The sequence below is a fragment of the Sphingomonas hengshuiensis genome (assembly GCF_000935025.1).
GTDB lineage: Bacteria > Pseudomonadota > Alphaproteobacteria > Sphingomonadales > Sphingomonadaceae > Sphingomonas > Sphingomonas hengshuiensis.
The window spans coordinates 1,931,124-1,956,397 of record NZ_CP010836.1 but is presented as its reverse complement, the minus strand read 5'-3'; the positions used below and the strand labels follow the sequence as shown (position 1 = coordinate 1,956,397).

The 25,274-nt window shown below is 66.7% G+C and carries 25 protein-coding genes; 11 read left to right on the top strand and 14 right to left on the bottom strand.

The annotated features are described in order from the left end of the window. Nucleotides 1-14: 14 nt before the first annotated feature. From TS85_RS08560 to TS85_RS08550, 3 genes are all read right to left on the bottom strand, one after another. Complete coding sequence (locus TS85_RS08560) at nt 15-776, bottom strand: class II aldolase/adducin family protein (RefSeq protein ID WP_044331634.1); 762 nt, start codon at nt 774-776, stop codon at nt 15-17. 83 nt (nt 777-859) lie between these two features. Continuing rightward, complete coding sequence (locus tag TS85_RS08555; protein WP_044331633.1) at nt 860-1,543, bottom strand: hypothetical protein; 684 nt, start codon at nt 1,541-1,543, stop codon at nt 860-862. A 53-nt stretch (nt 1,544-1,596) separates the two neighbouring features. Continuing rightward, nucleotides 1,597-2,997 (bottom strand): helix-turn-helix domain-containing protein, encoded by a 1,401-nt coding sequence (locus TS85_RS08550; RefSeq protein WP_044331632.1) that lies wholly within the window; start codon nt 2,995-2,997, stop codon nt 1,597-1,599. Between the two features lie 99 nt (nt 2,998-3,096). On the opposite strand from TS85_RS08550, the gene TS85_RS08545 reads away from it, so the two are divergent. The 8 genes from TS85_RS08545 (at nt 3,097) to TS85_RS08510 (ending at nt 12,653) form a co-directional block, all read left to right on the top strand. After that, nucleotides 3,097-4,623, top strand: a complete 1,527-nt coding sequence (locus TS85_RS08545; RefSeq protein ID WP_044336076.1) for an acyl-CoA carboxylase subunit beta — start codon at nt 3,097-3,099, stop codon at nt 4,621-4,623. A gap of 40 nt (nt 4,624-4,663) precedes the next feature. Then, nucleotides 4,664-5,167, top strand: a complete 504-nt coding sequence (locus TS85_RS08540) for a hypothetical protein (protein ID WP_044331631.1) — start codon at nt 4,664-4,666, stop codon at nt 5,165-5,167. A 154-nt stretch (nt 5,168-5,321) separates the two neighbouring features. Beyond that, complete coding sequence (gene mce, locus TS85_RS08535; RefSeq protein ID WP_044331630.1) at nt 5,322-5,738, top strand: methylmalonyl-CoA epimerase; 417 nt, start codon at nt 5,322-5,324, stop codon at nt 5,736-5,738. A gap of 129 nt (nt 5,739-5,867) precedes the next feature. Beyond that, nucleotides 5,868-8,216: a methylmalonyl-CoA mutase gene (gene scpA / locus TS85_RS08530; RefSeq protein WP_044331629.1), complete on the top strand. Its 2,349-nt coding sequence runs from the start codon at nt 5,868-5,870 to the stop codon at nt 8,214-8,216. Then, nucleotides 8,213-8,584 carry a lysozyme inhibitor LprI family protein gene (locus TS85_RS08525; RefSeq protein ID WP_227698725.1) on the top strand — a complete coding sequence of 124 codons (372 nt, stop codon included), beginning with the start codon at nt 8,213-8,215 and terminating at the stop codon, nt 8,582-8,584. Before scpA ends, TS85_RS08525 begins: the two co-directional genes overlap by 4 nt. Continuing rightward, a complete protein-coding gene (bioB, locus tag TS85_RS08520) occupies nt 8,584-9,585 on the top strand; it encodes a biotin synthase BioB (RefSeq protein ID WP_044331628.1) in 1,002 nt (333 codons plus the stop codon). Before TS85_RS08525 ends, bioB begins: the two co-directional genes overlap by 1 nt. Nucleotides 9,586-9,714: 129 nt before the next feature. Next, on the top strand, nt 9,715-11,832 hold the full coding sequence (locus TS85_RS08515; protein WP_044331627.1) for an acetyl-CoA carboxylase biotin carboxylase subunit: 2,118 nt from the start codon (nt 9,715-9,717) through the stop codon (nt 11,830-11,832). 131 nt (nt 11,833-11,963) lie between these two features. After that, a complete protein-coding gene (locus TS85_RS08510) occupies nt 11,964-12,653 on the top strand; it encodes an OmpW/AlkL family protein (protein WP_044331625.1) in 690 nt (229 codons plus the stop codon). A gap of 150 nt (nt 12,654-12,803) precedes the next feature. On the opposite strand, the gene TS85_RS08505 is transcribed toward TS85_RS08510, so the two are convergent. Beyond that, the gene (locus TS85_RS08505; RefSeq protein WP_044331624.1) at nt 12,804-13,622 is read right to left on the bottom strand and encodes a universal stress protein; all 819 of its coding nucleotides are present in this window, start codon (nt 13,620-13,622) and stop codon (nt 12,804-12,806) included. A 124-nt stretch (nt 13,623-13,746) separates the two neighbouring features. On the opposite strand from TS85_RS08505, the gene TS85_RS08500 reads away from it, so the two are divergent. Continuing rightward, complete coding sequence (locus TS85_RS08500; protein ID WP_044336074.1) at nt 13,747-14,322, top strand: NAD(P)H-dependent oxidoreductase; 576 nt, start codon at nt 13,747-13,749, stop codon at nt 14,320-14,322. A gap of 19 nt (nt 14,323-14,341) precedes the next feature. Here the strand turns inward: TS85_RS08500 and TS85_RS08495 are convergent, their stop codons facing one another. From TS85_RS08495 to TS85_RS08455, 10 genes are all read right to left on the bottom strand, one after another. After that, entirely contained in the window at nt 14,342-14,533 is a 192-nt protein-coding gene (locus TS85_RS08495; RefSeq protein ID WP_044331623.1) for a hypothetical protein, read from the bottom strand. Next, entirely contained in the window at nt 14,530-14,676 is a 147-nt protein-coding gene (gene ccoS / locus TS85_RS08490; RefSeq protein WP_044336073.1) for a cbb3-type cytochrome oxidase assembly protein CcoS, read from the bottom strand. Before ccoS ends, TS85_RS08495 begins: the two co-directional genes overlap by 4 nt. Beyond that, on the bottom strand, nt 14,673-16,781 hold the full coding sequence (locus tag TS85_RS08485; RefSeq protein ID WP_044331621.1) for a heavy metal translocating P-type ATPase: 2,109 nt from the start codon (nt 16,779-16,781) through the stop codon (nt 14,673-14,675). Before TS85_RS08485 ends, ccoS begins: the two co-directional genes overlap by 4 nt. Beyond that, nucleotides 16,778-17,224 carry a FixH family protein gene (locus TS85_RS08480; protein ID WP_044331619.1) on the bottom strand — a complete coding sequence of 149 codons (447 nt, stop codon included), beginning with the start codon at nt 17,222-17,224 and terminating at the stop codon, nt 16,778-16,780. The genes TS85_RS08485 and TS85_RS08480 overlap by 4 nt, the downstream gene beginning before the upstream one ends. Beyond that, a complete protein-coding gene (ccoG, locus tag TS85_RS08475) occupies nt 17,221-18,675 on the bottom strand; it encodes a cytochrome c oxidase accessory protein CcoG (protein ID WP_044331618.1) in 1,455 nt (484 codons plus the stop codon). Before ccoG ends, TS85_RS08480 begins: the two co-directional genes overlap by 4 nt. A 22-nt stretch (nt 18,676-18,697) precedes the next feature. Further along, entirely contained in the window at nt 18,698-19,576 is an 879-nt protein-coding gene (gene ccoP / locus TS85_RS08470) for a cytochrome-c oxidase, cbb3-type subunit III (protein WP_044331615.1), read from the bottom strand. Beyond that, nucleotides 19,573-19,737, bottom strand: coding sequence for a cbb3-type cytochrome c oxidase subunit 3 (locus tag TS85_RS24560; RefSeq protein ID WP_077228529.1), 165 nt, complete (start codon nt 19,735-19,737; stop codon nt 19,573-19,575). The genes ccoP and TS85_RS24560 overlap by 4 nt, the downstream gene beginning before the upstream one ends. Beyond that, complete coding sequence (gene ccoO, locus TS85_RS08465; protein WP_044331613.1) at nt 19,734-20,468, bottom strand: cytochrome-c oxidase, cbb3-type subunit II; 735 nt, start codon at nt 20,466-20,468, stop codon at nt 19,734-19,736. Before ccoO ends, TS85_RS24560 begins: the two co-directional genes overlap by 4 nt. Nucleotides 20,469-20,479: 11 nt before the next feature. Then, the gene (ccoN, locus tag TS85_RS08460) at nt 20,480-22,147 is read right to left on the bottom strand and encodes a cytochrome-c oxidase, cbb3-type subunit I (protein ID WP_044331611.1); all 1,668 of its coding nucleotides are present in this window, start codon (nt 22,145-22,147) and stop codon (nt 20,480-20,482) included. Between the two features lie 316 nt (nt 22,148-22,463). After that, complete coding sequence (locus tag TS85_RS08455; RefSeq protein ID WP_052507816.1) at nt 22,464-24,005, bottom strand: PAS domain-containing sensor histidine kinase; 1,542 nt, start codon at nt 24,003-24,005, stop codon at nt 22,464-22,466. A gap of 158 nt (nt 24,006-24,163) precedes the next feature. Between TS85_RS08455 and TS85_RS08450 the strand changes: the two genes are divergently transcribed. Both TS85_RS08450 and TS85_RS08445 read left to right on the top strand, forming a co-directional pair. After that, the gene (locus TS85_RS08450; protein ID WP_162184707.1) at nt 24,164-24,547 is read left to right on the top strand and encodes a response regulator transcription factor; all 384 of its coding nucleotides are present in this window, start codon (nt 24,164-24,166) and stop codon (nt 24,545-24,547) included. A 12-nt stretch (nt 24,548-24,559) separates the two neighbouring features. Further along, entirely contained in the window at nt 24,560-25,222 is a 663-nt protein-coding gene (locus TS85_RS08445; protein WP_044331609.1) for a sulfite oxidase-like oxidoreductase, read from the top strand. Nucleotides 25,223-25,274: the final 52 nt, after the last annotated feature.

Sequence of the window (25,274 nt, the reverse complement as noted above, 5' to 3'; positions counted from 1 at the left end):
GAGCGGTCGGGTCGCTATTCGCGCCAGCTCGTATCGATCCGGTCGACCAGCCGCACCATCGCCGCAAAATCGGCCGATCCCGGCCCGCCCGGCACCTGCGCCATGTGCACGTCGCGCTGGTGGACCGCGACCACGGCATCGGGGACGAGCAGCGGCGTGCCCATCGATGCCGTCGCCACCTGGATCTCGCATGCGCGCTGCAGCGCCCAATGCTTGATGAACGCCTCGGGCAGGGTTTGCCCCATCACCAATATGCCGTGATTGCGCAGCAGCATCACGCGCTTGTCGCCCAGATTGGCGAGCAGCCGGGCGCCTTCCTCGTCGCGCACCGTGACGCCTTCGAAATCATGGTAGGCGATCTGGCCCGCGAAATTGCACGCATAGAAATTGGTCGGCTGCAGCCCGCCCTCGACCGAACTCACCGCCATCCCCGCCGTGGTATGGCTGTGCATGATGCAATGCGCGTCGGGCAGATGGCGGTGGAACAGCGCGTGCTGGACGAAGCCGGCGCGGTTGACCGGATGGGGCGATCCGTCGAGCGTATTGCCGTCGATATCGATCTTGACGAGGTTCGACGCGTTGATTTCGCTGAAATGCAGCCCGAACGGGTTGATCAGGAAGGCACCTTCCTGGTCCGGGACCTTCACCGTGATATGGTTGTAGATCATCTCCGACCAGCCGAGCATGTCGAAGATGCGGTAGCAGGCGGCAAGCTGCTGGCGCGCCTCCCATTCGGCTGCGCTGACCTGCGGTTTGGTTGCGAGCGCGGTGGCCATGAACCCTCTCCGAAACTGTTTTTAGAGGGTCGGGTATGGCACGACGGCCCCCTATTTGACAACCTTCAGTTCGCCCTCCGCATTCAGGGTAGGGTGCCCGGTGACCCGCCGATGGCAGCGACCGACGACGCTGGGCCACCCGGTAGCATTTTTGGAAGCGCTGCGAGGAGCGTAAGCTTGCAAAGGCGGTACCGCCAATCTGCGCGCGCATGGTTGTAGAAACCGAAGCAGGCAATCGCCCCAATGATCGTCCAGAGGCTGAGTGAGAACTTGCCTGTCAGGGCAGCATCGAGCGATATTATCACCAGAACTACGTAGAATGTTCTGAATAGCTTCTGCCTGCTTTCGAGCGCTTCGAGCAGTGACGCCGCAGACGGGCTATTGAGACGTAAATAGTCGTAAAAGAAACTCTTGTTTGAGAACTCCGGTGCCGCTGAACTAACATACGCTGGGTGTGCCTTAATCATCTGCTGTTTGACATTATCCATGGAGCCTTCGAGCAGTTCGACGCGTTTCGCATGTTTCGGCCGGACGAAGAGCGCCACTGTAGGCTCGTGAAGCCAGTCAAGAGTCGCTCCGATAGCGTACGCCAAACTGCCAACGCCGTAAGCGGCAGCAGCGAATACCAACGTCGTTACGCCACCATCGTCGGTTGCGATCAAGTCCTTGATACTGTGGAGTTCCATCGCCGCATATAACAGGACGACGCCAGGCATTAGCACCGCGAGGAAATCTTTAGCGCCTAAGGAAAGATTGCCCGCCCTCATAACAGCCTCCCGCTTTTTTCGTTGGGATGCTTGTACAATAACTGATCGTTACTCTAACGCAATAGATACGGAACGATCGTGCGCCGGTCGGCATCGATCTCGATCACCGATCCCGCCGGCGGGAAGGCGCGCTGGTCGCAGTCGAGGCGCGGGCAGATGCGGCAGGAGGCGCCGATCGGCGTCGCGGCGCCGCCGGGGCGCAGCGCGTCGGCATAGACGAAGTCGGCGGCATGCGCCTCTTCGCAGCCCAAAGCGACGGCATAGCGGCGCGGTGAGCGCGTATAGCTGCCCGAGGGCTTCACCAGCCCCTTCGCCATCGACACATAGCGCGTGCCGTCGGGCATCTCGGCAAGCTGGACGAGGATGCGATCGGGGATCGCCACCGCTTCATGCACCACCCAGAGCGGGCAGGCGCCGCCCAGCGCCGCGAATTGCAGCCGCGTCGCCGAATGCCGCTTCGTGATGTTGCCCGCCATGTCGACGCGGCAGAAGAAGAAGGGCAGCCCCGCCTCGCCGGGGCGCTGGAGCGTCGACAGGCGGTGGCACGCTTGTTCGAAGCTCACCCCGAAGCGCTGGCGCAGCCGGTCGATATCGTGGCGGACGTCGCGCGCGGCGCTGCGGAAGCGGGCATAGGGCATCAGCAGCGCGCCCGCGGCATAATTGGCGAGGCCCACCGACAGCAATTCGCGCGAGGCGGGCGCGGCGAGCCCCGATCGATCGATCACCAGCCGCATCTCGTTCGCGAATTCGTGGCGGACCAGCCGGTGCGCGAGCAGGAAGGCGCGGCTTTCGGGGGGCAGGCCGCCGGCGATCGTAAGCGTGCGAGCGGCGGGATCGAAATGGCTGAGCTGGCTGCCGCCGCCGTCGCCGGCCAGCACCGCGATGCCATGCCAGCGCAGCAACCGCGACTCGAGCCCGCCAATCCCCTCGTCGACTGCCTCCGCCAGCACTTCGGCCGAGCGATCGATCGCGTCGATATAATTGCCCTCGGCCTGGAACCAGTCGCGCACTTCCTCCCAGGGCAAAGGCGCGGCGTCGCCCGATCCGCTGTCGAACCGGTCGTCGAGCACGCGAAGCTGCGCCTGGCTGCGGCGATAGGCTTCGTGGAGCGCGACCAGCCGCCGGGCGAGCAGCGGCTGTTGCTCGAGGCCGCGGCGGACATCGGCTTCGTCGATGCGGTCGGCGGGGATGCTGCTGTCGGTCGCGGCGTCGATCGTCCGGAGCAGCGCGCTGGTCTCGCTCTGCGCGCCGATCTCGCTCGCTTCGAGCGGGAATTCGCGGGCGAGCGCGAGCAGGACGATGTCAGTGATCGGGCGGTCGTTATTCTCGATCTGCGACAGATAGGGCACCGAAATGCCCAGCCGCGCGGCCATGCTCGCCTGGCTGAGCGACAGGCGGCGGCGAAGGTCCCTCAGGCGAAAGCCTTCGAACAGGCGGCGACGGGGGGCGGCCATCGGCGCAGTATATTCTGCAAACGTCGGCGCTGCAACTTTGCAACATTGCATTTGCATGGGGCTGCTGGCCCTGTGCATGAGCCCGCCCAGGAGAAACGCATGTCCTCGACGATCCAGGAGCTTGAGCGCCGCCGAGCCGCTGCCCGACTGGGCGGGGGTCAGAAGCGGATCGACGCGCAGCATGCCAAGGGCAAGCTGACCGCGCGCGAGCGGTTGGAAGTGCTGCTCGATCCCGGCTCGTTCGAAGAGCTGGACATGTATGTCGAGCATAATTGCACCGATTTCGGGATGCAGGACCAGATCGTCCCCGGCGACGGCGTGGTGACCGGCAGCGGCACGATCAACGGGCGGCTGGTCTATGTGTTCAGCCAGGATTTCACGGTGTTCGGCGGATCGCTGTCCGAACGCCATGCGCAAAAGATCTGCAAGGTCATGGACACCGCGCTGAAGGTCGGCGCGCCCGTGATCGGGCTCAACGACAGCGGCGGCGCGCGCATCCAGGAGGGCGTCGCGTCGCTCGGCGGCTATGCCGAGGTGTTCCAGCGCAACGTGCTGGCCAGCGGCGTGGTGCCCCAGCTCAGCCTCATCATGGGGCCGTGCGCAGGCGGCGCCGTCTATTCTCCCGCAATGACCGACTTCATCTTCATGGTGAAGGATTCGTCGTACATGTTCGTCACCGGCCCGGATGTAGTGAAGACCGTTACAAACGAGATCGTCACGCAGGAGGAACTGGGTGGAGCGGTGACGCATACCACGAAGTCGGGGGTCGCTGACGTGGCCTTCGATAACGACATCGAGGCGCTGCTCGCGGCCCGCGACTTCGTGGACTTCCTGCCCGGATCGAACCGGGAATCCGTGCCCGAACGGCCCTGCGACGATCCGTGGGACCGAGTCGAGGAGAGCCTCGACACGCTGATCCCGCCCAGCGCGAACCAGCCCTATGACATGCACGAACTGGTGCGAAAGACGCTCGACGAGGGCGAATTCTTCGAGCTGCAACCGAGCCATGCGGGCAACATCCTGATCGGCTTTGGCCGGATCGAGGGGCGCACGGTGGGCGTGGTCGCGAACCAGCCGATGGTCCTGGCGGGGTGCCTCGACATTAATTCGTCGAAGAAGGCGGCGCGGTTCGTGCGCTTCTGCGATGCGTTCGACATTCCGATCGTGACCTTTGTCGACGTGCCGGGCTTCCTGCCGGGCGTCGGGCAGGAGCATTCGGGGATCATCAAGCACGGCGCGAAACTGCTCTTCGCCTATGCCGAGGCGACGGTGCCGAAGATCACGGTGATCACCCGCAAGGCTTATGGCGGCGCCTATGACGTGATGGCGTCGAAGCATCTGCGCGGCGACCTCAACTATGCCTGGCCGACTGCGGAGATCGCGGTGATGGGGGCGAAGGGGGCGGTGGAGATCATCTTCCGTGGGCGTACGCCCGAGGAAATCGCCGAGCGCACCGCGGAATATGAGGCGCGCTTCGCCAACCCGTTCGTCGCGGCGAGCAAGGGGTTTATCGACGAAGTGATCCAGCCGCATTCGACGCGGCGGCGGATCGCGCTGGGACTGCGCAAGTTGCGGGGGAAACAGCTTGAGAACCCGTGGAAGAAGCACGACAACATCCCGCTGTGAGCGGGGCCGCCGTGGCTGCCGACATCATCCGAGGATTGCCATGCCCATCCTGACTCTCGCTCTCACGCTGCTCGGCGTCCAGACGGCGCCTGCACAGGCGGCGCCCGCCTGGACGTACAAGGAAAGCACCGATCCGGCGCAGCCGAAGAACGCCAGCGCCTCGATCCGCGCCGCCGACGGCAATTCGCGGCTGGTGGTGCGCTGCGACACGGCAGTCCAGCCGATCGTGTCGGTGCAGTTCATCCCGAAGCCGCCGATCCCCGCCGGGGATTCGCGCACCGTGACGATGACGTACAACGAGGCTCAGGCGGAGATGAGCCAGTGGCAGTTTCCGGGCGCGGGCGCCTATAATGGCGAGGCCGTCGAGGTGTTCATCCTGGTCGACCAGGTCGCCAAGTCGAAAACGGTCCGCGTCGGCGTCCCCGAAGGCGAAGTGATGATCGAGGGCAGCTTTCCCGGCCCGGGCAGCGACGCGATGTTCCGCAAGGTCTATGCGGCGTGCGGGCTTCCCTATGCGATGCCGTCGGTGACGCCGGGCAAATGAGGTTCGGCCTTTTCAACCATTCCTCCCCCGCAGGGGGAGGAGGACCGCGCCTGCAGGGCGTGGTGGAGGGGTATTCCCCTCTCGATAGCGCGATACCCCTCCACCATTCGCTGCGCGAATGGTCCACCTCCCCTTGCAGGGGAGGATTTGGAGGATGAAACTCGGCCGTCTCAACCATGTCGGGATCGCGACGCCTTCGATCGAAGCGTCGATCGTCCTCTATCGCGACACGCTGGGCGCGGAAGTGATCCGCGCGCCCTTCGACCTGCCCGCGCAGGGCGTGAAGGTGTGCTTCGTTGATACCCCTAACGCGCAGATCGAACTGATCGAGCCGCTGGGCGAGGCCTCGCCGATCCATGGCTTTCTCGCCAAGAACCCGGCGGGGGGGCAGCATCACCTTTGCTACGAAGTGCCCGACATCCACGAGGCCAAGGCCTGGTTCGAGGCGAAGGGCGCCAAGGTGCTCGGCGAGCCGCGTATCGGGGCGCATGGGACGCTGATCTTCTTCGTCCATCCCAAGGATATGGGCGGAGTGCTTACCGAGATCATGGAGACGCCGCGTGAACATTGAGCGACTGTCCCTCTCCCTTTGGGAGAGGGAAGGAGGCGCGGAGCGCCGGGAGGGTGAGGGTGTCCCGCCTGTCGCCCTCACCCTTCCGCGCCTTTGGCGCTCCCTCCCTCTCCCGATGGGAGAGGGAATTTGAGCAAACCCACGCTCGATCACTGGTCCGCCGCCGCCGCGAAGGAAGTGAAGGGCCGCGACCTGACCTGGCACACGCCCGAGGGGATTGCGGTCAAGCCGCTCTACACCGCCGAGGATGTGGCGGGGATCGACCCCGGCCTGCCCGGTTTCGCGCCGTTCACGCGCGGGGTGCGGGCGTCGATGTATGCCGGGCGGCCCTGGACGATCCGGCAATATGCGGGCTTCTCCACCGCCGAGGAATCGAACGCCTTTTACCGCCGCAACCTCGCCGCCGGGCAGAAGGGGCTGAGCGTCGCGTTCGATCTCGCCACGCATCGCGGCTATGACAGCGATCATCCGCGCGTGACGGGCGATGTCGGCAAGGCCGGGGTCGCGATCGACAGCGTCGAGGACATGAAGATCCTGTTCGACGGCATCCCGCTCGACCAGATGTCGGTCAGCATGACGATGAACGGCGCGGTGATCCCGATCCTGGCGTTCTTCATCGTCGCGGGCGAGGAGCAGGGCGTCTCGCAGGACAAGCTGGAAGGCACGATCCAGAACGACATCCTGAAGGAGTTCATGGTCCGCAACACCTATATCTACCCGCCCGAGCCGAGCATGCGGATCATCTCGGACATCTTCGCCTATACCTCGGCGCATATGCCGAAGTTCAACAGCATCTCGATTTCCGGCTATCACATGCAGGAAGCCGGGGCGACGCAGGTGCAGGAGCTGGCCTTCACCATCGCCGACGGCATGGAATATGTGAAATACGGGGTCGCATCGGGGCTGGACATCGACAAGTTCGCCGGGCGGCTGAGCTTCTTCTTCGCGATCGGCATGAATTTCTTCATGGAGATCGCCAAGCTACGCGCCGCCCGCGTGCTGTGGCATCGGGTGATGACGCAGTTGGGCGCCAAGGACGAGCGCAGCAAGATGCTGCGGACGCATTGCCAGACCAGCGGCGTCTCGCTCACCGAGCAGGACCCGTATAACAATGTGATGCGCACCACGATCGAGGCAATGGCCGCGATGCTGGGGGGCACGCAGAGCCTGCACACCAATGCGCTCGACGAAGCCATCGCGCTGCCCACCGATTTCTCCGCCCGGATCGCGCGCAATACCCAGATCGTGATCCAGGAAGAGACGGGGATGACCAAGGTCGTCGATCCGCTGGGCGGCTCCTATTATGTCGAGGCGCTGACGCAGGAGCTGGTCGACAAGGCGTGGGAGATTATCGAGCGCGTCGAGGCCGAAGGCGGGATGGCCAAGGCGGTCGCGGCCGGCTGGCCCAAGGCGATGATCGAGCAAGCCGCCGCCGCCCAGGCCGCGCGCGTCGATCGCGGCGAGCAGGTGATCGTCGGGGTCAACAAATATCGCAAGGACGGCGAGGACCCGATCGACATCCTCGACGTCGATAACGTCGCGGTCCGCGAGGCACAGATCGCGCGCATCCGGCGGGTGAAGGCGACGCGCGACGAGGCGGCGTGCCAGGCGGCGCTGGAGGCGCTTCGGGGGGCGGCAGTTTCCGTTCAAGCGTCCCCCTCCCGCTTGCGGGAGGGGCTAGGGGAGGGGCCGATGCCTCTCGCTGCATCGTCCATGTCTGTCCCTCCCCCGACCCAGTTTCAGGTAAACGATGCACCGGATCGTTTAGGTCAGGCCGGGGGCCTGACCGACCTGAAACTCGCAAGCGGAAGGGGAGCGCAAGAGGCGCAGGCGGAACGGCCACAGGGTACAGGAGGATCGAACCTCCTCGCGCTCGCCGTCACCGCCGCCCGCGCGCGCGCCACGCTGGGCGAAATCAGCGCGGCGATGGAGGTCGGCTTCGGGCGCTATGGCACCCAGCCGACGCCGGTGCAGGGCATTTATGGCGGCGCGTATGAATTCGACCGGCGCTGGGACCGGCTCAAGGATGGCGTTGCCGCGACCGAGCGGCGGCTGGGGCGCAAGCCGCGGATGCTCGTCGCCAAGATGGGGCAGGACGGGCATGATCGCGGCGCCAATCTGGTGTCGTCGGCGTTCGGCGATCTCGGCTTCGAAGTCGTGCCCGGCCCCTTGTTCCAGACTCCGTCCGAAGCCGCCGCGCTGGCGCTGGAAAGGCAAGTCGACGTGGTCGGTGCCTCCAGCCTGGCGGCGGGGCACAAGACGCTGATCCCCGAGCTGATCGCCGCGCTGAAGGATGCGGGCCGCGCCGATATCAAGGTGATCGCGGGCGGAGTGATCCCCGCGCAGGATTATGAATTCCTGCGCGAAGCGGGGGTCCAGGCGATCTTTGGTCCCGGCACGAACCTCGTTAAGGCGGCGGAGGAAGTGCTCCGTCTGCTGGGGCACAACATGCCCCCGATGGAGGAAGCCGCCGAATGATTTCAATCTTGTTCGCCGCGATGCTGGCCACCGCGCCCGCCGCGGCGCAGAGCCAGACCCAGATGACGACCGACGCCGGCCGCGAGTATAAGGCGGCGGATGCGGCGATGACCGCGCAGTGGCAGCGCGTCTATGCCGCGATGAAGCGGCGCGATGCGGCGACGCGCGGACGCGGGGGTGGCTTCGGCTATGCCGCGGCGACGCTGGAGAGCCAGCGCGCCTGGCTGCGCTTTCGCGACGCGCAATGCGTGATCGAGGCCGGGCAATATGCCGGCGGATCGATGCAGCCGATGGTGCGCGCGCAATGCCTGACCCGATTGACCAAAGAGCGGACGCGGCAGCTCGCCGCGCTGGACTGGAACCACTGATGCCCGATGTAACGCTGCGTACCGACTGGACCCGCGACGAGATCGCCGCGCTGTTCGACCTGCCGTTCCTCGATCTGGTGTACGAGGCCGCATCGATCCACCGCGCGCACCATCCGCGCAACCAGGTCCAGCTCTCGACCCTGCTGTCGATCAAGACCGGCGGCTGTGTCGAGGATTGCGGATACTGCAATCAGTCCGCCCATGCCGAGACGGGCCTGAAGGCGACCAAGATGATGGACGTGCGCGCCGTGCTCCAGGCGGCGGCGCAGGCCAAGGACAATGGCTCGTCGCGCTTCTGCATGGGCGCCGCGTGGCGCAGCCCCAAGGACAAGGACATGCCCGCCATCGTCGAGATGGTGCAGGGCGTGCGCCAGATGGGGCTGGAAACCTGCATGACTTTGGGCATGCTGAGCGAGCGTCAGGCGGCGATGCTCGCCGAGGCGGGGCTCGATTACTACAACCACAATATCGATACCTCGCCCGAGAACTACGCCAACGTCATCACGACGCGGACGTTCGAGGATCGGATCGAGACGCTGGAAAATGTGCGCGGGGCGGGGATCAACGTCTGTTCGGGCGGCATCATCGGCATGGGCGAAAAGCGCGAGGACCGCGTCGGCTTCCTCCACGCGCTGGCGACGATGGAGCATCCCGAAAGCGTGCCGATCAACGCGCTGGTGCCGGTCAAGGGCACCGTGCTGGGCGACATGCTGGCCGACACGCCGCTGGCGAAGATCGACGCGATCGAATTCGTCCGCACCGTGGCGGTGGCGCGCATCCTGATGCCGCTGAGCATGGTGCGGCTGAGCGCGGGGCGTGAGAGCATGAGCGACGAGACGCAGGCGCTTTGCTTTTTGGCGGGGGCGAACTCGATCTTCACCGGCGACAAGCTGCTCACCACGGGCAATGCGGGCGACGACAAGGACGCGGCGCTGTTTGCTCGATTGGGGGTGATGCCGATGGCGGTTGAGGTGCGGGCGGAATTGGAAGCGGCGGAGTAATGCAAGACGGCGGGGCCTCCTCTCTTCGTCTTCCCGGCCTTGCGCCGGGATCCCGCTACCTTGCCCGCGTAGCAAGCGGGGCCCCGGCGCAAGGCCGGGGTGACGAAAAGTGAGAACCGAGAGGGCCTGATGTTCAAGAAAATCCTCGTCGCCAATCGCGGCGAAATCGCGTGTCGGGTCATGCGCACCGCCAGGAAGATGGGCATCGCCACCGTCGCGGTCTATTCCGACGCCGATGCCCGCGCGCCGCATGTGTTGATGGCGGATGAGAGCGTGCGGCTTGGGCCGGCGCCCGCGAGCGAGTCCTACCTCAAGGCCGAGCTGATCCTGCTCGCGGCCAAGGAGACCGGGGCGGATTGCATCCATCCCGGCTATGGCTTCCTCTCCGAGCGCGAGAGCTTTGCCAGGGCGTGCGCCGAGGCGGGGATCGCGTTCGTCGGCCCGCCGCCCGCAGCCATCGCGGCGATGGGGGACAAGATCGAGTCCAAGAAGCTGGCCAAAGCGGCGGGGGTGAACGTCGTCCCCGGCTTTGTCGGCGAGATCGACGATACCGAACATGCGGTGCGTATCGCCAGCGAGATCGGCTATCCGGTGATGATGAAGGCGAGCGCGGGCGGCGGCGGCAAGGGGATGCGGCTGGCCTATAGCGAGCAGGACGTCCGCGAGGGCTTTGAGGCGACCAAGCGCGAGGGGCTGGCAAGCTTCGGCGACGACCGCGTCTTTATCGAGAAGTTCATCGAGAGCCCGCGCCACATCGAAATCCAGGTGATGGGCGACCAGCATGGCAACATCCTCTACCTGAACGAGCGCGAATGCTCGATCCAGCGGCGCCACCAGAAAGTGGTCGAGGAAGCGCCATCGCCCTTCGTCACGCCAGAGATGCGCCGGAAGATGGGCGAGCAGGCGGTCGCGCTGGCGCGGGCGGTGGGCTATTACAGCGCGGGCACGGTCGAGCTGATCGTATCGGGCGCGGATACGACGGGCGAGAGCTTCTACTTCCTCGAGATGAACACCCGGCTCCAGGTCGAGCATCCGGTGACCGAGGAGATTACCGGGCTCGATCTGGTCGAGCTGATGATCCGCGTCGCTGCGGGCGAGGCGCTGCCGCTGACGCAGGACGAGGTGCAGATCAACGGCTGGGCGGTGGAGAACCGGGTGTACGCCGAGGACCCGTATCGCGGGTTCCTGCCGAGCACCGGGCGGCTGGTGCGGTATTCCCCTCCGCGCGCCGGCAATGACGGTGGCCCAACGACGTTTTTGGTCGCTTACAGCGAAGGCTATCCGGATGACCTGCGCACACACGGGGAATTGCTGGCGCCGGAAGCGCTGTCGGAAGGGGTTCGCATCGACGATGGCGTGACCGAGGGCAGCGAAATCTCGATGTTCTATGATCCGATGATCGCCAAACTGGTCACCTGGGGCGCAACGCGCGAAGAGGCGATTGATCGCCAGATCGCCGCGCTCGATCGGTTCCGGATCGAGGGCATTGGTCATAACATCGATTTCCTTTCCGCTATCATGCAGGATGCCCGCTTCCGCGAAGGGCGACTGACGACCGGCTTCATTGCCGAGGAGTACCCCGACGGGTTTGCCGGAGCTCCCGCCTCGCCGGCGCTCGTACGCAAGCTCGCCGCGGTGGCGGGCGTGATCGCGGATATCCGTCGCGGGCGTGCCCACAAGATCTCCGGTCAGCTTGCCGGGGCGCCGGTGGCGCATGGCAACTGGACGGTGTCGATCGACGGTGAGCCATTCGAACTCGTCGTCTCGGGCCATTGGAATTACGACAGAGGCAGCTATCACGTTCTCCACAACGTGCGAGATGCCCTGGAAAGCGTCGAAATCACCATTCGTTGGGAACCGGGCGCGGCATTGGTTGAAACGATGATTGATGACGAGCCGCTGACCGTCGGCGTTAAGCGCGCAGGGGTGAATTGGCACCTGACCACGCATGGCGCCACCCATGTTGCCAAGACCTATGATACGCGCACCGGGGAGTTGGCGGTGCACATGATCGAGAAGATGCCGCCCGACATGAGCCGCTTCCTGCTCGCGCCGATGCCGGGGCTGCTCACCCGGCTCCACGTCGCGCCGGGGGATGCGGTTTCGGCTGGCCAGCCGCTGGCGGTGGTCGAGGCGATGAAGATGGAGAACATCCTGCGCGCCGAGCGGGCGGGGGTGGTGAAGGCGGCGAACTTCGCGGCGGGCGACAGCCTGGCGGTGGATGCGGCGATCCTGGAATTCGAATGAAAACCGTTGGTTGTCGCGGGTACGTGACATCCCCATTGGGGACATTGCGGACCCGATTGTTGCGCTGGATCAACATTTCGGGGCCGCGCGCCGCCTAGCCCGAACTCCTCGAAACGAGGAGGAAATTCGAAATGAACACCGCTCTCAAATGCGCGATGCTGGCGGCGGGCGCGCTGGTAGCGAGCCCGGCCCTGGCGCAGGACGCCACGCCGACCCCCACCGCCGATACCAGCCGCGAGGCCGGCGACTGGCTGTTCCGCGCGCGCGCGATCATGGTCTCGCCCACCGAGAGCTCGGGCGCCGTCACCGGCATCGCCGGGAGCGAAGTGGGCGTGGGCAACAGCGTGATGCCCGAAGTCGACTTCACCTATTTCGTCACCAAGAATATCGGCGCCGAGCTGATCCTGGCGACGACCAAGCATGACGTCAGCGGTCGCGGCACGATTTCCGCGCTGGGCAAGATCGCCGATACCTGGGTGCTGCCGCCGACGCTGACGCTGCAATATCACTTCCTGCCCGAGGGCAAGGTGCATCCCTATGTCGGCGCGGGCGTGAACTACACGATCTTCTACTCGGCGGATGCGACTCAGTCGCTCAACACGGCATTGGGCGCGACCAAGGTCAAGCTGGACGACAGCTTCGGCTATGCGCTGCAGGCCGGGATCGACATCGACGTGACGCCGAAGTTCTTCGTCAACGCCGACATCAAATATATCGACATGGACACGACCGCGCGGCTGACCACCGGCGCGACCAAGCGTTCGGTCAATGTCGAGGTCAACCCGATCGTCGCGGGCGTGGGCGTCGGCTTCCGGTTCTAGGGCAAGAAGGCAGCGGCGATCCTCCCCTTTCGCCGCGCGCCGGTCTTGAACTGCCTCCCCGGGCGACGGCTCGGGGAGGCATTTTTGTTAGACTCGTTTTCAGCTTCGCTGAATCGGCACCGGCCTGTTTCAGCTTCGCTGAAACAGAGTTTAATGCGACAGCAGCACGGGCAGGCGGGTCTCCGCGATCAGCGTGCGGGTGACGCCGCCCAGCGCGATTTCGCGCACCCGCGAATGCGCGAAGCCGCCCAGCGCGAGCAGGTCGGCATGCGCGTCGAGCGCATATTTCTGGAGGAGATCGGCTTCGAGCCGGTCCTCGTTTGCGAAGGCATGGACGTGCGCGACGAAGCCGTGCCGTGCCAGATGGCGCTGGACCTCCGCGGCGCTCGGCTCATCGGCGGGGTGGTGGCCGGTGATCGTGACGATATCGATTTCCGCACCCGGCTCGGCGAGGCGGACCAGATCATGGACCGCGCGCGCCGCCTCGGGCGAAGGGGTCCAGCCGATCACGGCGCGGCGTATGCGCGTCAGGTGGCGATCGCGCGGCACCAGCACCACCGGCGTTCCCGCCGCCAGCAGCAGCGTCTCGATCACGCGCCGGCGCAACCAGGGCAGCGCCCAGCCCTCGGCACCGCCGATCAGGATCAGGTCGACGATCTGCCGCCGATGGCGCAGGTCGCCCGCGAGCCATGCCACATCGTCGCGCAGCCCATGGACGATCGTCGTGACCGGCGCCGACCCGCAGCGCCCGCGCAACACCGCGAGCCGCGCGGCTTCCTCCGCCTCCAGCGTCGGTTCGGGGACATAGAGCGCGCCGAACGGCGCGAGCGCCGGACTGGCCAGCGGGCCGGGCGTCAGGAGCGTGACCTCCGCCTCGGCCTGTTGATGTTCGGCGAAGGCCAATACTCCGTCGAGAAAGGGCATCGACTGGTCGGGGCAGTCGACGATGGCGAGCAGGTCCCGTATCATGTGCATTCTCCTTCGCCCGCAGCGTGTGTCCGGGCGTCGCCGTCGTTGGACGGCAGCGGGGGCGCAGGCGCACTTGGGTAAGCTACGGATGGAGCGCGGCGGCAGGGTGCGCGAAGCTGGCGGCATGACCAGACGCATTGCCATCCTCGATGGCCACCCCGATCCGGATCGCGCGCGCTATGTCCATGCGCTTGCCGATGCTTATGCCCAGGGCGCGGCGGAGGCCGGGCATGCGGTGCGCCGCATCGAGCTGAGCACGCTCGACTTTCCGATCCTGCGCTCGCAGCGCGAATGGCGCGCGGCGCCGCCCCCCGCGATTGCCGCGGCGCTGGAGACGATCGTCTGGGCCGAGCATCTGGTGATCCTGTATCCGCTATGGCTGGGCGACGTGCCCGCGTTGCTCAAGGCGTTTCTCGAACAGGTCGCGCGACCGGGTTTCGCGATTGCCGATGGCCCGACCGGGCCCAAAGGGCTGCTCAAGGGGCGAACCGCGCATATCGTCGTGACGATGGGGATGCCGGGCTTCGTCTATCGGCTCTATTACCGCGCGCACAGCCTGAAGAGCCTCCGGCGCAACGTGCTGAAGCTCGCCGGGATCGGCCCGGTCACCGACAGCGTGATCGGGATGGTCGAGGGCGGCGAGAAGGGCCGCGCGCTATGGCTGGTGCGGATGCGCGATTTCGGCGCGATCGGGAGCTGAGCCGCCGAGGCGCAGAAGGTCAGCGCCCCTTGCGCTGCCGCTCGCACAGCGCGGCGTGGCAGGCGACGGGGCAGGGCTGTTTGCCCGGCATATCCTCGCGGCCCCCAGCGCCGCCGCCGCACAGCCGCCCATAGGCCGGCTTCATCGGCGCGGCCGGCGCTGGCACCGCCAGCGCGAGCGGCGGAAGCAGGAGCAGCAGGCGCAGTCTCATTCGGCGTCCTCGTCGATCAGGATGCGCAGCGCGGCGCCGTCCATATCCTCAAACTGGCCGGCGTTGAGCGACCACAGGAACGCCGCCAGCCCGCTCAGCCCCAGCAGCAACGCCACCGGGATCAGGATTGCCAGCCCGTTCACCGCGCGCACCGGCGCAGGCGCAGGGCATTGCCCACGACGATCAGCGACGAACTCGACATCGCCAGCGCGGCGATCAGCGGAGTGACATAGCCGAGGATCGCCAGCGGCACGGCGAGCAGGTTGTACCCGATCGCCAGCGCGAAATTCTGTCGCACGATCGCCAATGTCCGCCGCGCCGCGCGCACCGCGATCGCCACGGGGGCGAGGCTGTCGCCCATGAAGATGAAGTCGGCGGCGGTCTGTCCGACATCGCTTGCCGAGGCGGGGGCGATCGAGACGTGCCCGGCGGCGAGCGCGGGCCCGTCGTTGAGGCCGTCGCCGATCATCAGCACGCGCTTGCCCGTGTCGTGGAGCCGCTCGATCTCCGCCAGCTTGGCGTCGGGGGTCAGCCGGGGCAGCGCCGGGATGCCGAGCGTGTCGGCGATCGGCCCAACGGCCTCGGGGCGGTCGCCCGACAGGATCGTCGCGGGCAGCCCCAATGCCTTGAGCCCCGCGATCGTGGCGGCTGCATCGGGGCGCAGCGCGTCGGCGAAGCACAGGATGCTGGGCTCGGCGCCGTCGACTGCAAAGGCCGTGACCAGCCCCGGATGCGACGCCGTGACGCCGATCCAGCTCGGGCGGCCCAGCCGGGCGTGGCGCGTGCCCGAACGCCCCTCGATCCCCATTCCGGGCGTTTCGCGCAGGTCGGTCAGTTCGGCGGCACGGACGCCGCTGCATTCGAGCGCTTGCGCCAGCGCGCGCGACACGGGATGGCGGCTTGCGCGCGCCAGCCCCAGTGCGATGGCGGCATCCTCGCCGGTCAGCGGAAGCGTGCCCACCGGCACCGGGCGGCCCAGCGTCAGCGTGCCGGTCTTGTCGAAACACGCGGTGTCGGCTTCGGCCAGCCGTTCGAGTGCGGAACCGTCCTTGACCAATATCCCGCGCCGCATCAGCGCCCCCGCCGCGACCACCTGCGCCGCCGGGACCGCGAGGCCCAGCGCGCAGGGGCAGGTGATGATGAGCACCGCCACGGCGATCATCAGCGACTGGTGCCAGCCCGCGCCCGCGAGCATCCATCCGACGAAGCTGGTCAGCGCCAGCGTGTGGACCGCGGGCGCGTAGAAGCGCGCGGCGCGATCGGCGATGCGGACATAGCGCGATCGGCTCTGCGACGCGGCGTCCATCATCCGCGCGATTTCGGCGATGGTGGTGCGGTCGCCCGCCGCAGTGATGCGGATGGTGAGCGGGGCATCGCGGTTGAGCGTGCCGGCGATCGCCTTGCCGCCCGTGGCGATCGGCTCGGGGCGGCTCTCGCCGGTGATCAGCGACAGGTCGATGCTGCTTGCGCCCTGCTCGACCAGCCCGTCGGCGGCGATGCGTTCGCCGGCGCCGACGATGAGCCGCATTCCGGGCTCGAGCGCATCGGACTTGATCCAGCTGGTGGTGCCGTCGGGCAGCAGCACGGTGCCGCCGGGTGCGGTCTGGCGCAGCAGCGCCTCGACGCCCTGGCGCGCGCGGTCGCGCATCACGCTGTCGAGGAAGCGCCCGATCAGCAGGAAGAACACCAGCATCACGGCGCCGTCGAAATAGGCGTGCTCGCCGCCGGTGATCGTCTCGAACAGGCTGAGGCCGGTGGCCAGCGTGACGCCGATCGAGATCGGCACGTCCATGTTGGTCCGCCCGCGCCGCAGCGCCGCCCAAGCCGATTTGTAGAAGGGACGCCCAGCATAGGCGATCGTCGGCAGCGCGATCAGCGCCGACAGCCAGTGGAACATCTCGCGCGTCACCCCGGTCGCGCCCGACCAGACCGAGACCGACAGCAGCATGATGTTCATCGACGCGAAGCCCGCGACGGCCACGGCGCGGAGCAGCGCCTTGCTCTCATCGCCCTGCGCGGCGAACGGGCCCGCGGCGATCGGTTCGGCGTCGAACCCGATCCTGCCGAGCGCATCGCGGAGGTTTTCGGGGGTCAGCGCGGGTTCGTGGTCGATCGTCACGCGCTTGGTCGTGAAGTTCACCCGCGCGCTGTGGATGCCGGGGATCGGCGCCAGCTCGCGCTCGATCCGCGCGATGCAGCTTGCGCAGCGGATGCCGGGGACGCTGAGGACGCTATGCTCGGTGCTCACGCCGCCACGTCCCGGACGAAATCGGCGCGGTCGGCGCCGCGGACGAAGGTCAGGTGGACCCGCCAGCGCCCGGCGGGCAGGCGGGTGTCGGCGACAAACCGGCCCGGTGCGGTTTCGGTGAAGCGGATCGCCACATCAGGCAGCCGCCCGAGCGGATGCCGCGCGACGGCGGTGGCGACGGCGTGCCGGGCGCTCGTCGCGACCACGAGCCGCTGGTCGATGCTTTCGAGCTTCGGCTCCCACCCGAGCCGCTTCTGCGCTTCCGCCGCCTTCAGCCAGCCGTTGAATTCCTGGCTGGCGACATAGCTGTTCGCGACCACCACGCCGCCAAAGGTGCGCGTGGCCAGCGTCGCCATCGTCATGTTCACGCCGATGACGACGCCGAAGAACAGGGCGATCGTGGCGAACATGTGCCAGCCGGTGAAGCGGAAGCTGCGGGTCATCGAAGGGTCTCCGGGCGATCGAAACGGGCCGCATCGTCATCGCCGCCGCCCTGCGGGTCGAGCGCGGTGACGCGGAAGCGGAAGTCGGCGGGTTGGGGTCCGGTGCGGGGGGCGCGGACATAGAGGCGGCGGCGCTCGACCTGGTCAGGCGCGACGGTGAGCGTAAGCGATTGTGCCGCAGTGCTTTCTTCTGAAAGCGAATCCCACACCAACGCGCCGGGCAGCCCCTCTATGCTGATCCGCACCGGGCGCGGGCGGGTCTCCATGTTGCGGACCTTGACCGTATAGGCGTTGCGGACGCTGCCGTCCGAGAGCTGGACATAGAGCGGATTGCGCTCCTGCCCGACCGACAGGTCGAGCCGCGTGCGCGCGCCCAGCATGATCGCCATCGCAATGCCGATCGCCGCCCAGCCGCCGAAATAGAGGAAGGTGCGCGAGCGCAGGATCGTGCGGCGGATGGGGACGGGGGGCGCGCCCTTGCGCTCCTCCTCGCAATCCTCGAACGTCGCATAGTCGATCAGCCCGCGCGGGCGGCCGATCCGGGCCATCATGTCGTCGCACGCATCGATGCACAGCGCGCAGGTGATGCAGGCGAGCTGCGGCCCGTTGCGGATGTCGATGCCGGTCGGGCATACCTGGACGCAGGCGTTGCAATCGATGCAGTCGCCGGTGGGCACGCCCTCGGTGCGCTTGATGCCATGGCTGCGGGGCTCGCCGCGCCAGTCCTTATAGGTGACGATCAGCGAGCGCTCGTCGAGCATCGCCGACTGGATGCGCGGCCAGGGGCACATATAGATGCACACCTGCTCGCGCATCCACCCGCCAAAGACATAGGTGGTGGCGGTGAGCAGCGCGACCGTGCTGTAGGCGACCGGCGCGGCGGTGCCGGTGACGAAGGCGCGCAGCAGCGTCGGCGCGTCGGCGAAGTAGAAAATCCACGCACCGCCGGTCAGCACCCCGACCGCGAGCCAGGCGGAATGTTTGGATACGCGCTTGGCGACCTTCGTCACGCTGAGCGGCGCGTTGCGCAGCCGCATCTGGGCATTGCGATCGCCGTCGATCATCCGCTCGATATGCAGGAACAGGTCGGTCCACACCGTCTGCGGGCAGGCATAGCCGCACCAGGCGCGACCCACGGTGGCGGTGAGCAGGAACAGCCCGATCCCGGCCATCACCAGCAGCCCGGCGACATAATAGAATTCGTGCGGCCAGATCTCGATCGCAAAGAAATAGAAGCGGCGATTCGCCAGATCGACCAGCACCGCCTGGTTGGGGGCATAGGGGCCGCGATCCCAGCGAATCCACGGGGTGACGTAATAGACCGCCAGCGTCGCGGCCATCACCGCCCATTTCAGCCGGCGGTAGAAACCGTCGACGGCGCGGGGGAAAATGTCGGGCCGGCGGGCATAGAGCCCGCCGGCCTTTCCGGTGCGGTTGGCGTGGTTGGACATGGCCGATCCGCTACTCCAAAGCTTACTCGCCGCCGCCTAGTGAATGCACGTAGGCGGCGAGCATCTTGACCGTGACCGGGTCGAGCCGCTGGCCCCAGGCCGGCATCACGCCCGCCCGCGCATTGGTGACGGTGGCGGTCAGCGACGCGCGGTCGCCGCCGTACAGCCAGATCGGATCGGTCAGGTTCGGCGCGCCGAGCGTGCGGTTCCCCTTCGCATCGGTGCCGTGACAGACCGCGCAATTGTCGGCGAACAGCTTTGCACCCTGTTGCGCGGACGCGGTCGCGGGGTCCTGGCGCGAGACGAGGCGGACATAGGACACGACGTCCTGGATCTGCGCCGCGGTCAGCAGCTGGTCGCGCCCGAAGGCGGGCATTTGCGAGATGCGCGTCGCGTCGTCGCCGGGCTGGCGGATGCCATGTTCGAGCGTGGCGTGGATCTCTTTGAGGTTTCCGCCCCACAGCCAGTCGTCGTCGTTGAGGTTGGGATAGCCCTTGCTCCCCGCCGCGCCCGAGCCATGGCACTGGACGCAATTGACCTTGAACGCGGCCTTTCCGCCTTCGACCGCTGCGCGCATCAGCGGCGATTTGGGATCGATCGCCTCGATCGGGGTGTCGGCCAGCGCCTTCACGGTGGCGGCGCGCGCAATCTCCGCGCTGGCCAGTTCCTTCTTCAGCTCGCCGCGGCTGGTCCAGCCCAGCGTCCCCGCGCTCGCGCTATGGCGGAACGGGATGGCGGGATAGACCACGACATAGCCAAGCGCGAAGACGATGCAGGCATAGAAGCTCCACAGCCACCAGCGCGGCAGCGGGGTGTTCAGTTCCTGGATGCCATCCCATTCATGGGCGTTGACCTCGACGCCGGTGGCGGCATCGATCTGCTTTTTGTCCTGCTCGCTCATTCCGCGGGCTCCTCGTCACGCAAGATGATGGTGCTGGCTTCTTCCATGTGCTGCCGGGCCGAGGGCCGCAGCGCGCGCCACACGACGAGCAGGAAGAATCCGACCATGACGGCCAGCGCCCAGCTGTCGGCGAAATGGCGGAGGGTTTCGTAGCGGCTCATTTGAACTGCTCCTTGGCTTCGGCCTTGTTCACGTCGACGAGCGTGCCGAGCATCTGGAGATAGGCGACCAGCGCATCCATCTCGGTCAGCTTGGCGGGGTCGCCGTCGTAATCGCGCACCTGTGCCTTGGGATAGCGCTTCTGGAGGTCGGCCTGGTCGCCGCCTGCCGTGCCCTGGAGCCGGAGGTCGTCATAGGCCTTCTTCACGTCCTCGTCGGTATAGGGAACGCCGACGCGGCGCAGCGCGGTGAGATCGTCGCCGATCGTCTCCGCCTTCAGTTCGCGCGAGGCGAGGAAGGTGTAGGTCGGCATGATCGATTCGGGCACGACCGAGCGCGGGTCCTTAAGGTGCTGGACCTGCCACTCGTCCGAATAGCGGCCCCCGACGCGCGCCAGGTCCGGCCCGGTGCGCTTCGATCCCCATTGGAACGGATGGTCGTACATGCTCTCCGCCGCCAGGCTGTAATGGCCATAGCGTTCGGTCTCGTCGCGGAACGGGCGGATCATCTGCGAGTGGCAGTTGTAGCAGCCCTCGCGGATATAGATGTTGCGCCCGGCCTGCTCGAGCGGGGTGTAGGGGCGCATCCCCTCCACCTTCTCGATCGTCGAGTCGATCCAGAACAGCGGTGCGATCTCGACGATACCGCCGATCGCCACGGTGAGGAGGCCCAGCACGAGCAGCAGCGTGACGTTGCGCTCGATACGGCCATGGTCGAAGATTTTGCTAGCCATTTGCTCTGTCCTTATTCGGCGGGCAGCAGGGCGGGATCGGCATGGCCGACGACCCCCTTGGGGAGCGGCTTGTCGGCGGCGGGATCATAATCGGCGTCGTGGAGCGGCTTCTCGACGCGCAGCTTGCCGGCGATCGTCATCCAGACGTTCCAGACCATGAACAGCGCACCCAGAAGGTACAGCCCGCCGCCGAATGCGCGGATCAGGTAATAGGGCTTCATCGCACCCACGACCTCGGCGAAGCTGTAGACGAGATAGCCGTCGGGCCCATATTCACGCCACATCAGCCCCTGCATGATGCCCGCAACCCACATCGACGATGCGTAGACGACGATGCCTGCGGTCGCGCACCAGAAGTGCCAGTTGATCATGCGCAGCGAATAGAGCCGCTCGCGCTTCCACAGCCGCGGGGTCATGAAATACACCGCCGCAAAGCTGATCATCCCGACCCAGCCGAGCGCACCCGAATGCACGTGCCCGATCGTCCAGTCGGTATAGTGGCTGAGCGAATTGACGCTCTTGATCGACATCATCGGCCCTTCGAAGGTGCTCATCCCGTAAAAGGCGAGCGCCAGGACCTGCATGCGGATGATCGGATCGGTGCGGATCTTGTCCCATGCGCCCTGGAGCGTCATCAGGCCGTTGATCATCCCGCCCCAGCTCGGCATCCACAGCATGACCGAGAAGACCATGCCCAAAGTCTGCGCCCAGTCAGGCAGCGCGGTGTAGTGAAGATGGTGCGGACCCGCCCAGATGTAGAGGAAGATCAGCGACCAGAAATGGACGATCGACAGCCGGTAGCTATAAACCGGGCGCTGCGCCTGTTTCGGCACGAAATAATACATCATGCCGAGGAAGCCGGCGGTCAGGAAGAAGCCGACCGCGTTATGACCATACCACCATTGCGTCAGCGCATCCTGCACGCCCGCAAAGGCGGAGTAGCTCTTGGCGCCCAGCAGATGCACCGGCATCGACAGATTGTTGACGAGGTGGAGCATCGCCACGGTGACGATGAAGGCGAGATAGAACCAGTTGGCGACATAGATATGCGGCTCATGCCGCTTGACCAGCGTGCCGACGAACACCGCGAGATACGAGACCCAGACGATCGTCAGCCAGATGTCGACATACCATTCGGGCTCGGCATATTCCTTGCCCTCGGTGATCCCCATCAGATAGCCGGTTGCGGCCAGCACGATGAAGAGCTGGTAGCCCCAGAACACGAACTTCGCGAGGCCGGGAAAGGCCAGCCGCGCGCGGCAGGTGCGCTGGACGACGTAGAAGCTGGTCGCGATCAGCGCATTGCCGCCGAACGCGAAGATCACCGCCGAAGTGTGCAGCGGTCTGAGGCGCCCGAAGCTGGTATATTCGAGGCCCAGGTTCAGCGCCGGAAAGGCGAGCTGGAGCGCGATATAGAGCCCCGCGAGGAACCCGACCACGCCCCAGAAGACGGTCGCGATCGTGCCCCAGCGGATGACGTCGTCGTCATACTCGCCCGGGGTCGGGATCGGCGCGGGCTTTCCCGCGCCCTTCATCGCATAAAATGCGGCGAGCAGCGCCGCGCCCGCGAACAACGCCATATGCACCCCGAATCCGGGATCGGCGGTAGTCGCGAGCGCTAGCAGCGCCAGCACCGCGAGTAAGAACCAGGCAATCGACCTGGTGACGACTTCGTCCATGTTTCTCAGCCCCTAGATGCGCCGGATCGGCCCCGCTCTTGGGCGGGCGCGGCGCCGGACGTGTTGACCAAAGTCAAACCGCGCCGGACGCTATGCCCCATCCCTGCGCCCGACCTAGGGGGTGGGCGGGTGCGCTCGAAATACGTAGAGCTACGATGCCGGGCGGGGCTTCCGGCGCACGCCGCCGGCGCCCCGGCATGGCCGTGGTCCACCGCCTGTCCACAGCTTATCCACAGCTTGCCCACGCATTGTCAGTAGGCCTTTGCGCACACCGTCAAGAGGTTGCAAACGCGTCGCCAACCCGTTGTCGACAGACTTATCCCGCGATCGGCAGCGCGATCTCGAAGCATGCGCCGCCGCCGGGGAGGTTGCCCGCGCGGATATGCCCGCCATGCGCCTCGACGATCGAGCGGCAGATGCGCAGCCCCATGCCCAGCCCGGCGGCGCGCGTGGTGAAGAAGCTGTCGAACAGCCGTGGCATCGCCGCTTCGTCGATCCCGGGGCCGTTGTCCTCGACGCGCAGCAGCGCGCGGTCGCCTTCGCGCGCGGTGCGCAGCGTCAGCAAAGGCTGGGGGCAGGCGTCCATCGCCTGCGCCGCGTTGAGCGCGAGGTTGACCAGCACCTGCTGCATCTGGGTGCGATCCGCCTCGATCGGCGGATCGGCCGGCGCGAGGTCGAGCTCGACCGCCACGCCGCGGGCGCGCAGTTCGGGGCGCAGGATCAACAGCACGTCCTCGACGATGCGGTTGATCCCGATCGGCTCGCGCTGGCCGACGCGGCGCTGCGCCATCGCGCGGACGCGGTCGATGATGTCGGCGGCGCGGCGGGCATCGCTCACGATCCGCGTCGCCAGCGCGCGGACTTCGTCGAGGTCGGGCTGGGCCGCGGCGAGCCAGCGCAGGCTGGCCTCGGCGCCGGCGCTGATCGCGGCGAGCGGCTGGTTGACTTCGTGCGCGATCGACGCTGTCAGTTCGCCCAGCATCGCGATCCGCGCGGCATGGGTGAAATCCTCGCGGATGCGCTCCAGCGCTTCCTCGGCGCGGACACGCTCGGTAATGTCGATCGCGCCGACCATGTTCAGGCTCTCGGGCCGGCTCTGGTCGGCAAAGGACACGCTGAACAGCACATGCCGCACCTCGCCGCTCAGCGTGTGGATGCGCGTCTCGGCGCTGTAGGTCGGCGCACCGGCGATATGCGCGGCAAAGGCATCGAGCAGCGTCGCATCGTCCGCCCAGAGCGCGGGCATGTGCGCAAGCAGCGCGGCAAGATCGCGCACTCCGAACAGCCGCAGCGCCTGGCCGTTCGCTGCGGGCACGCGCAACGTCGCCAGCGCTTCCGCCAGGAATTCGGGATGCGCGGCGGCATGCGCGCGGAAATCGGCGATGCCGCGTTCGTGCAGCCCGAAATACATCTCGCCGAACCGCTTGGCGTCGAGTTCCCACAGCGCGATCGGCATTTCGTTGAACGACAGCCGGTATTTCCGCTCGCTCTCGGCCAGCTTGAGGCGGTCGGTGACTTCGCGCGCGGTCTCGACGATCGCGACCGGGGCGCCGCCCGCGTCGCGCCGCACGCGCTGGCGGACTTCGACGACCAGCGGGCGGTCGTCGGCGGCGGCGCGGCGCAACTGGCCTTCCCATCGACCGCTTTCGAGAAGCGACCTGCGGCGCCGCGCAGTATCTTCGGGACCTTGGGTGCGAAGCATCTCGTCGGCCACGCGCCCGATCGCCTCGGTCCCCTGCCAGCCGTACAGCAGTGCGGAGGCCGCGTTCCACGCGACGATCCGCCCCGCCGCGTCGCAGATCACGATGCTGTCATGGGCCATATCGAACAGATCGGCATCATGGCCGGCCGTCGTCATCGCAGGGGGTCCGACAATGGCACGCAATCCTCCACGAAGACGCAGTGAACCGCTTGGCGCGATCCGTGTGTTATACGTAACACCAGGGTATACTATTGCCCATGCCGTGGTTGTGCGACGGAACGCACAGCGGATCGCTGCCTGTCGGAGAACATCGCGTGACGAGGATTGCTGCCCAGATCGTCGCGATCGTCGAGGATGACGAATCGGTGCGGATCGCGATGCGTGGGCTGGTGCGGTCCTATGGCTTCACTGCCGAGGCGTTCGAATCCGGCGAGGCCTATCTCGCCGCCGATGCGCCCGAGCGTACCGGATGCCTGATCACCGATGTCGAGATGCCGGGGATGGACGGGTTCGCGCTGGTGCGGCGGCTGGGCGAGCGCGGGTGTCATACGCCGGTCGTGATGGTGAGCGCAGGGACCAGCCCCGACCTCGAGGGGCGGGCGCTGGAGTGCGGCGCGCGCGGACTGTTGCGCAAGCCGTTTCCCGCCGCCGCGCTGATCGCGCATCTGGATGCGACGCTGGGCGCCGGACGCGCCTGAAGGAGACCCGCAATGGCCGACGACCTTCCCCCCGAGGACAGCAAGCTCACTCGATCGAAGCGCGCCTGGGCCGAGCAGGGCAAGTTCCTCACCGGGCGGGTGTCGCGGGCCGAGGCCGAGCGACTGCCGCCGGGGCAGCATCTGGTGAAGGACTGGCCGGTGCTCGATCTGGGCCGCCAGCCCGAGGTCGCGCTCGACCGCTGGCGGTTGCAAGTCGACGGGATGGTCGAGCGCCCGGTGATGCTCGACTGGGCGGGGTTCCAGGCGCTGGAGCAGGTCGATCGGGTGAGCGACATCCACTGCGTCACGACCTGGTCGCGCTACGACAATCGCTGGCGGGGCGTAGCGACGCGCGCGGTGCTCGACCTGGTCCAGCCGCGCGACGAAGCGGTGGCGGTGATGCTGCACAGCTATGACGGCTATACCACCAACCTGCTGCTCGCCGATTTCGCCGCCGAGGATGCGCTGCTCGTCCATCAATGGGAGGGCAAGCCGCTGACGCGATCGCATGGCGGCCCGGTGCGCGCGATGGTGCCGCACCTCTATTTCTGGAAAAGCGCCAAATGGATATCGCGGATCGAAGTGATCGGGCGCGATCGGCCCGGCTTCTGGGAAGCCAGTGGCTATCATCTGCGCGGTGATCCCTGGGCCGAGGAGCGCTATTCGGGCGATTGAGCGACCGTTTGAAAATTCGCGAAAGAGCGAATTTCAAGTCGGTGCCGGCCCG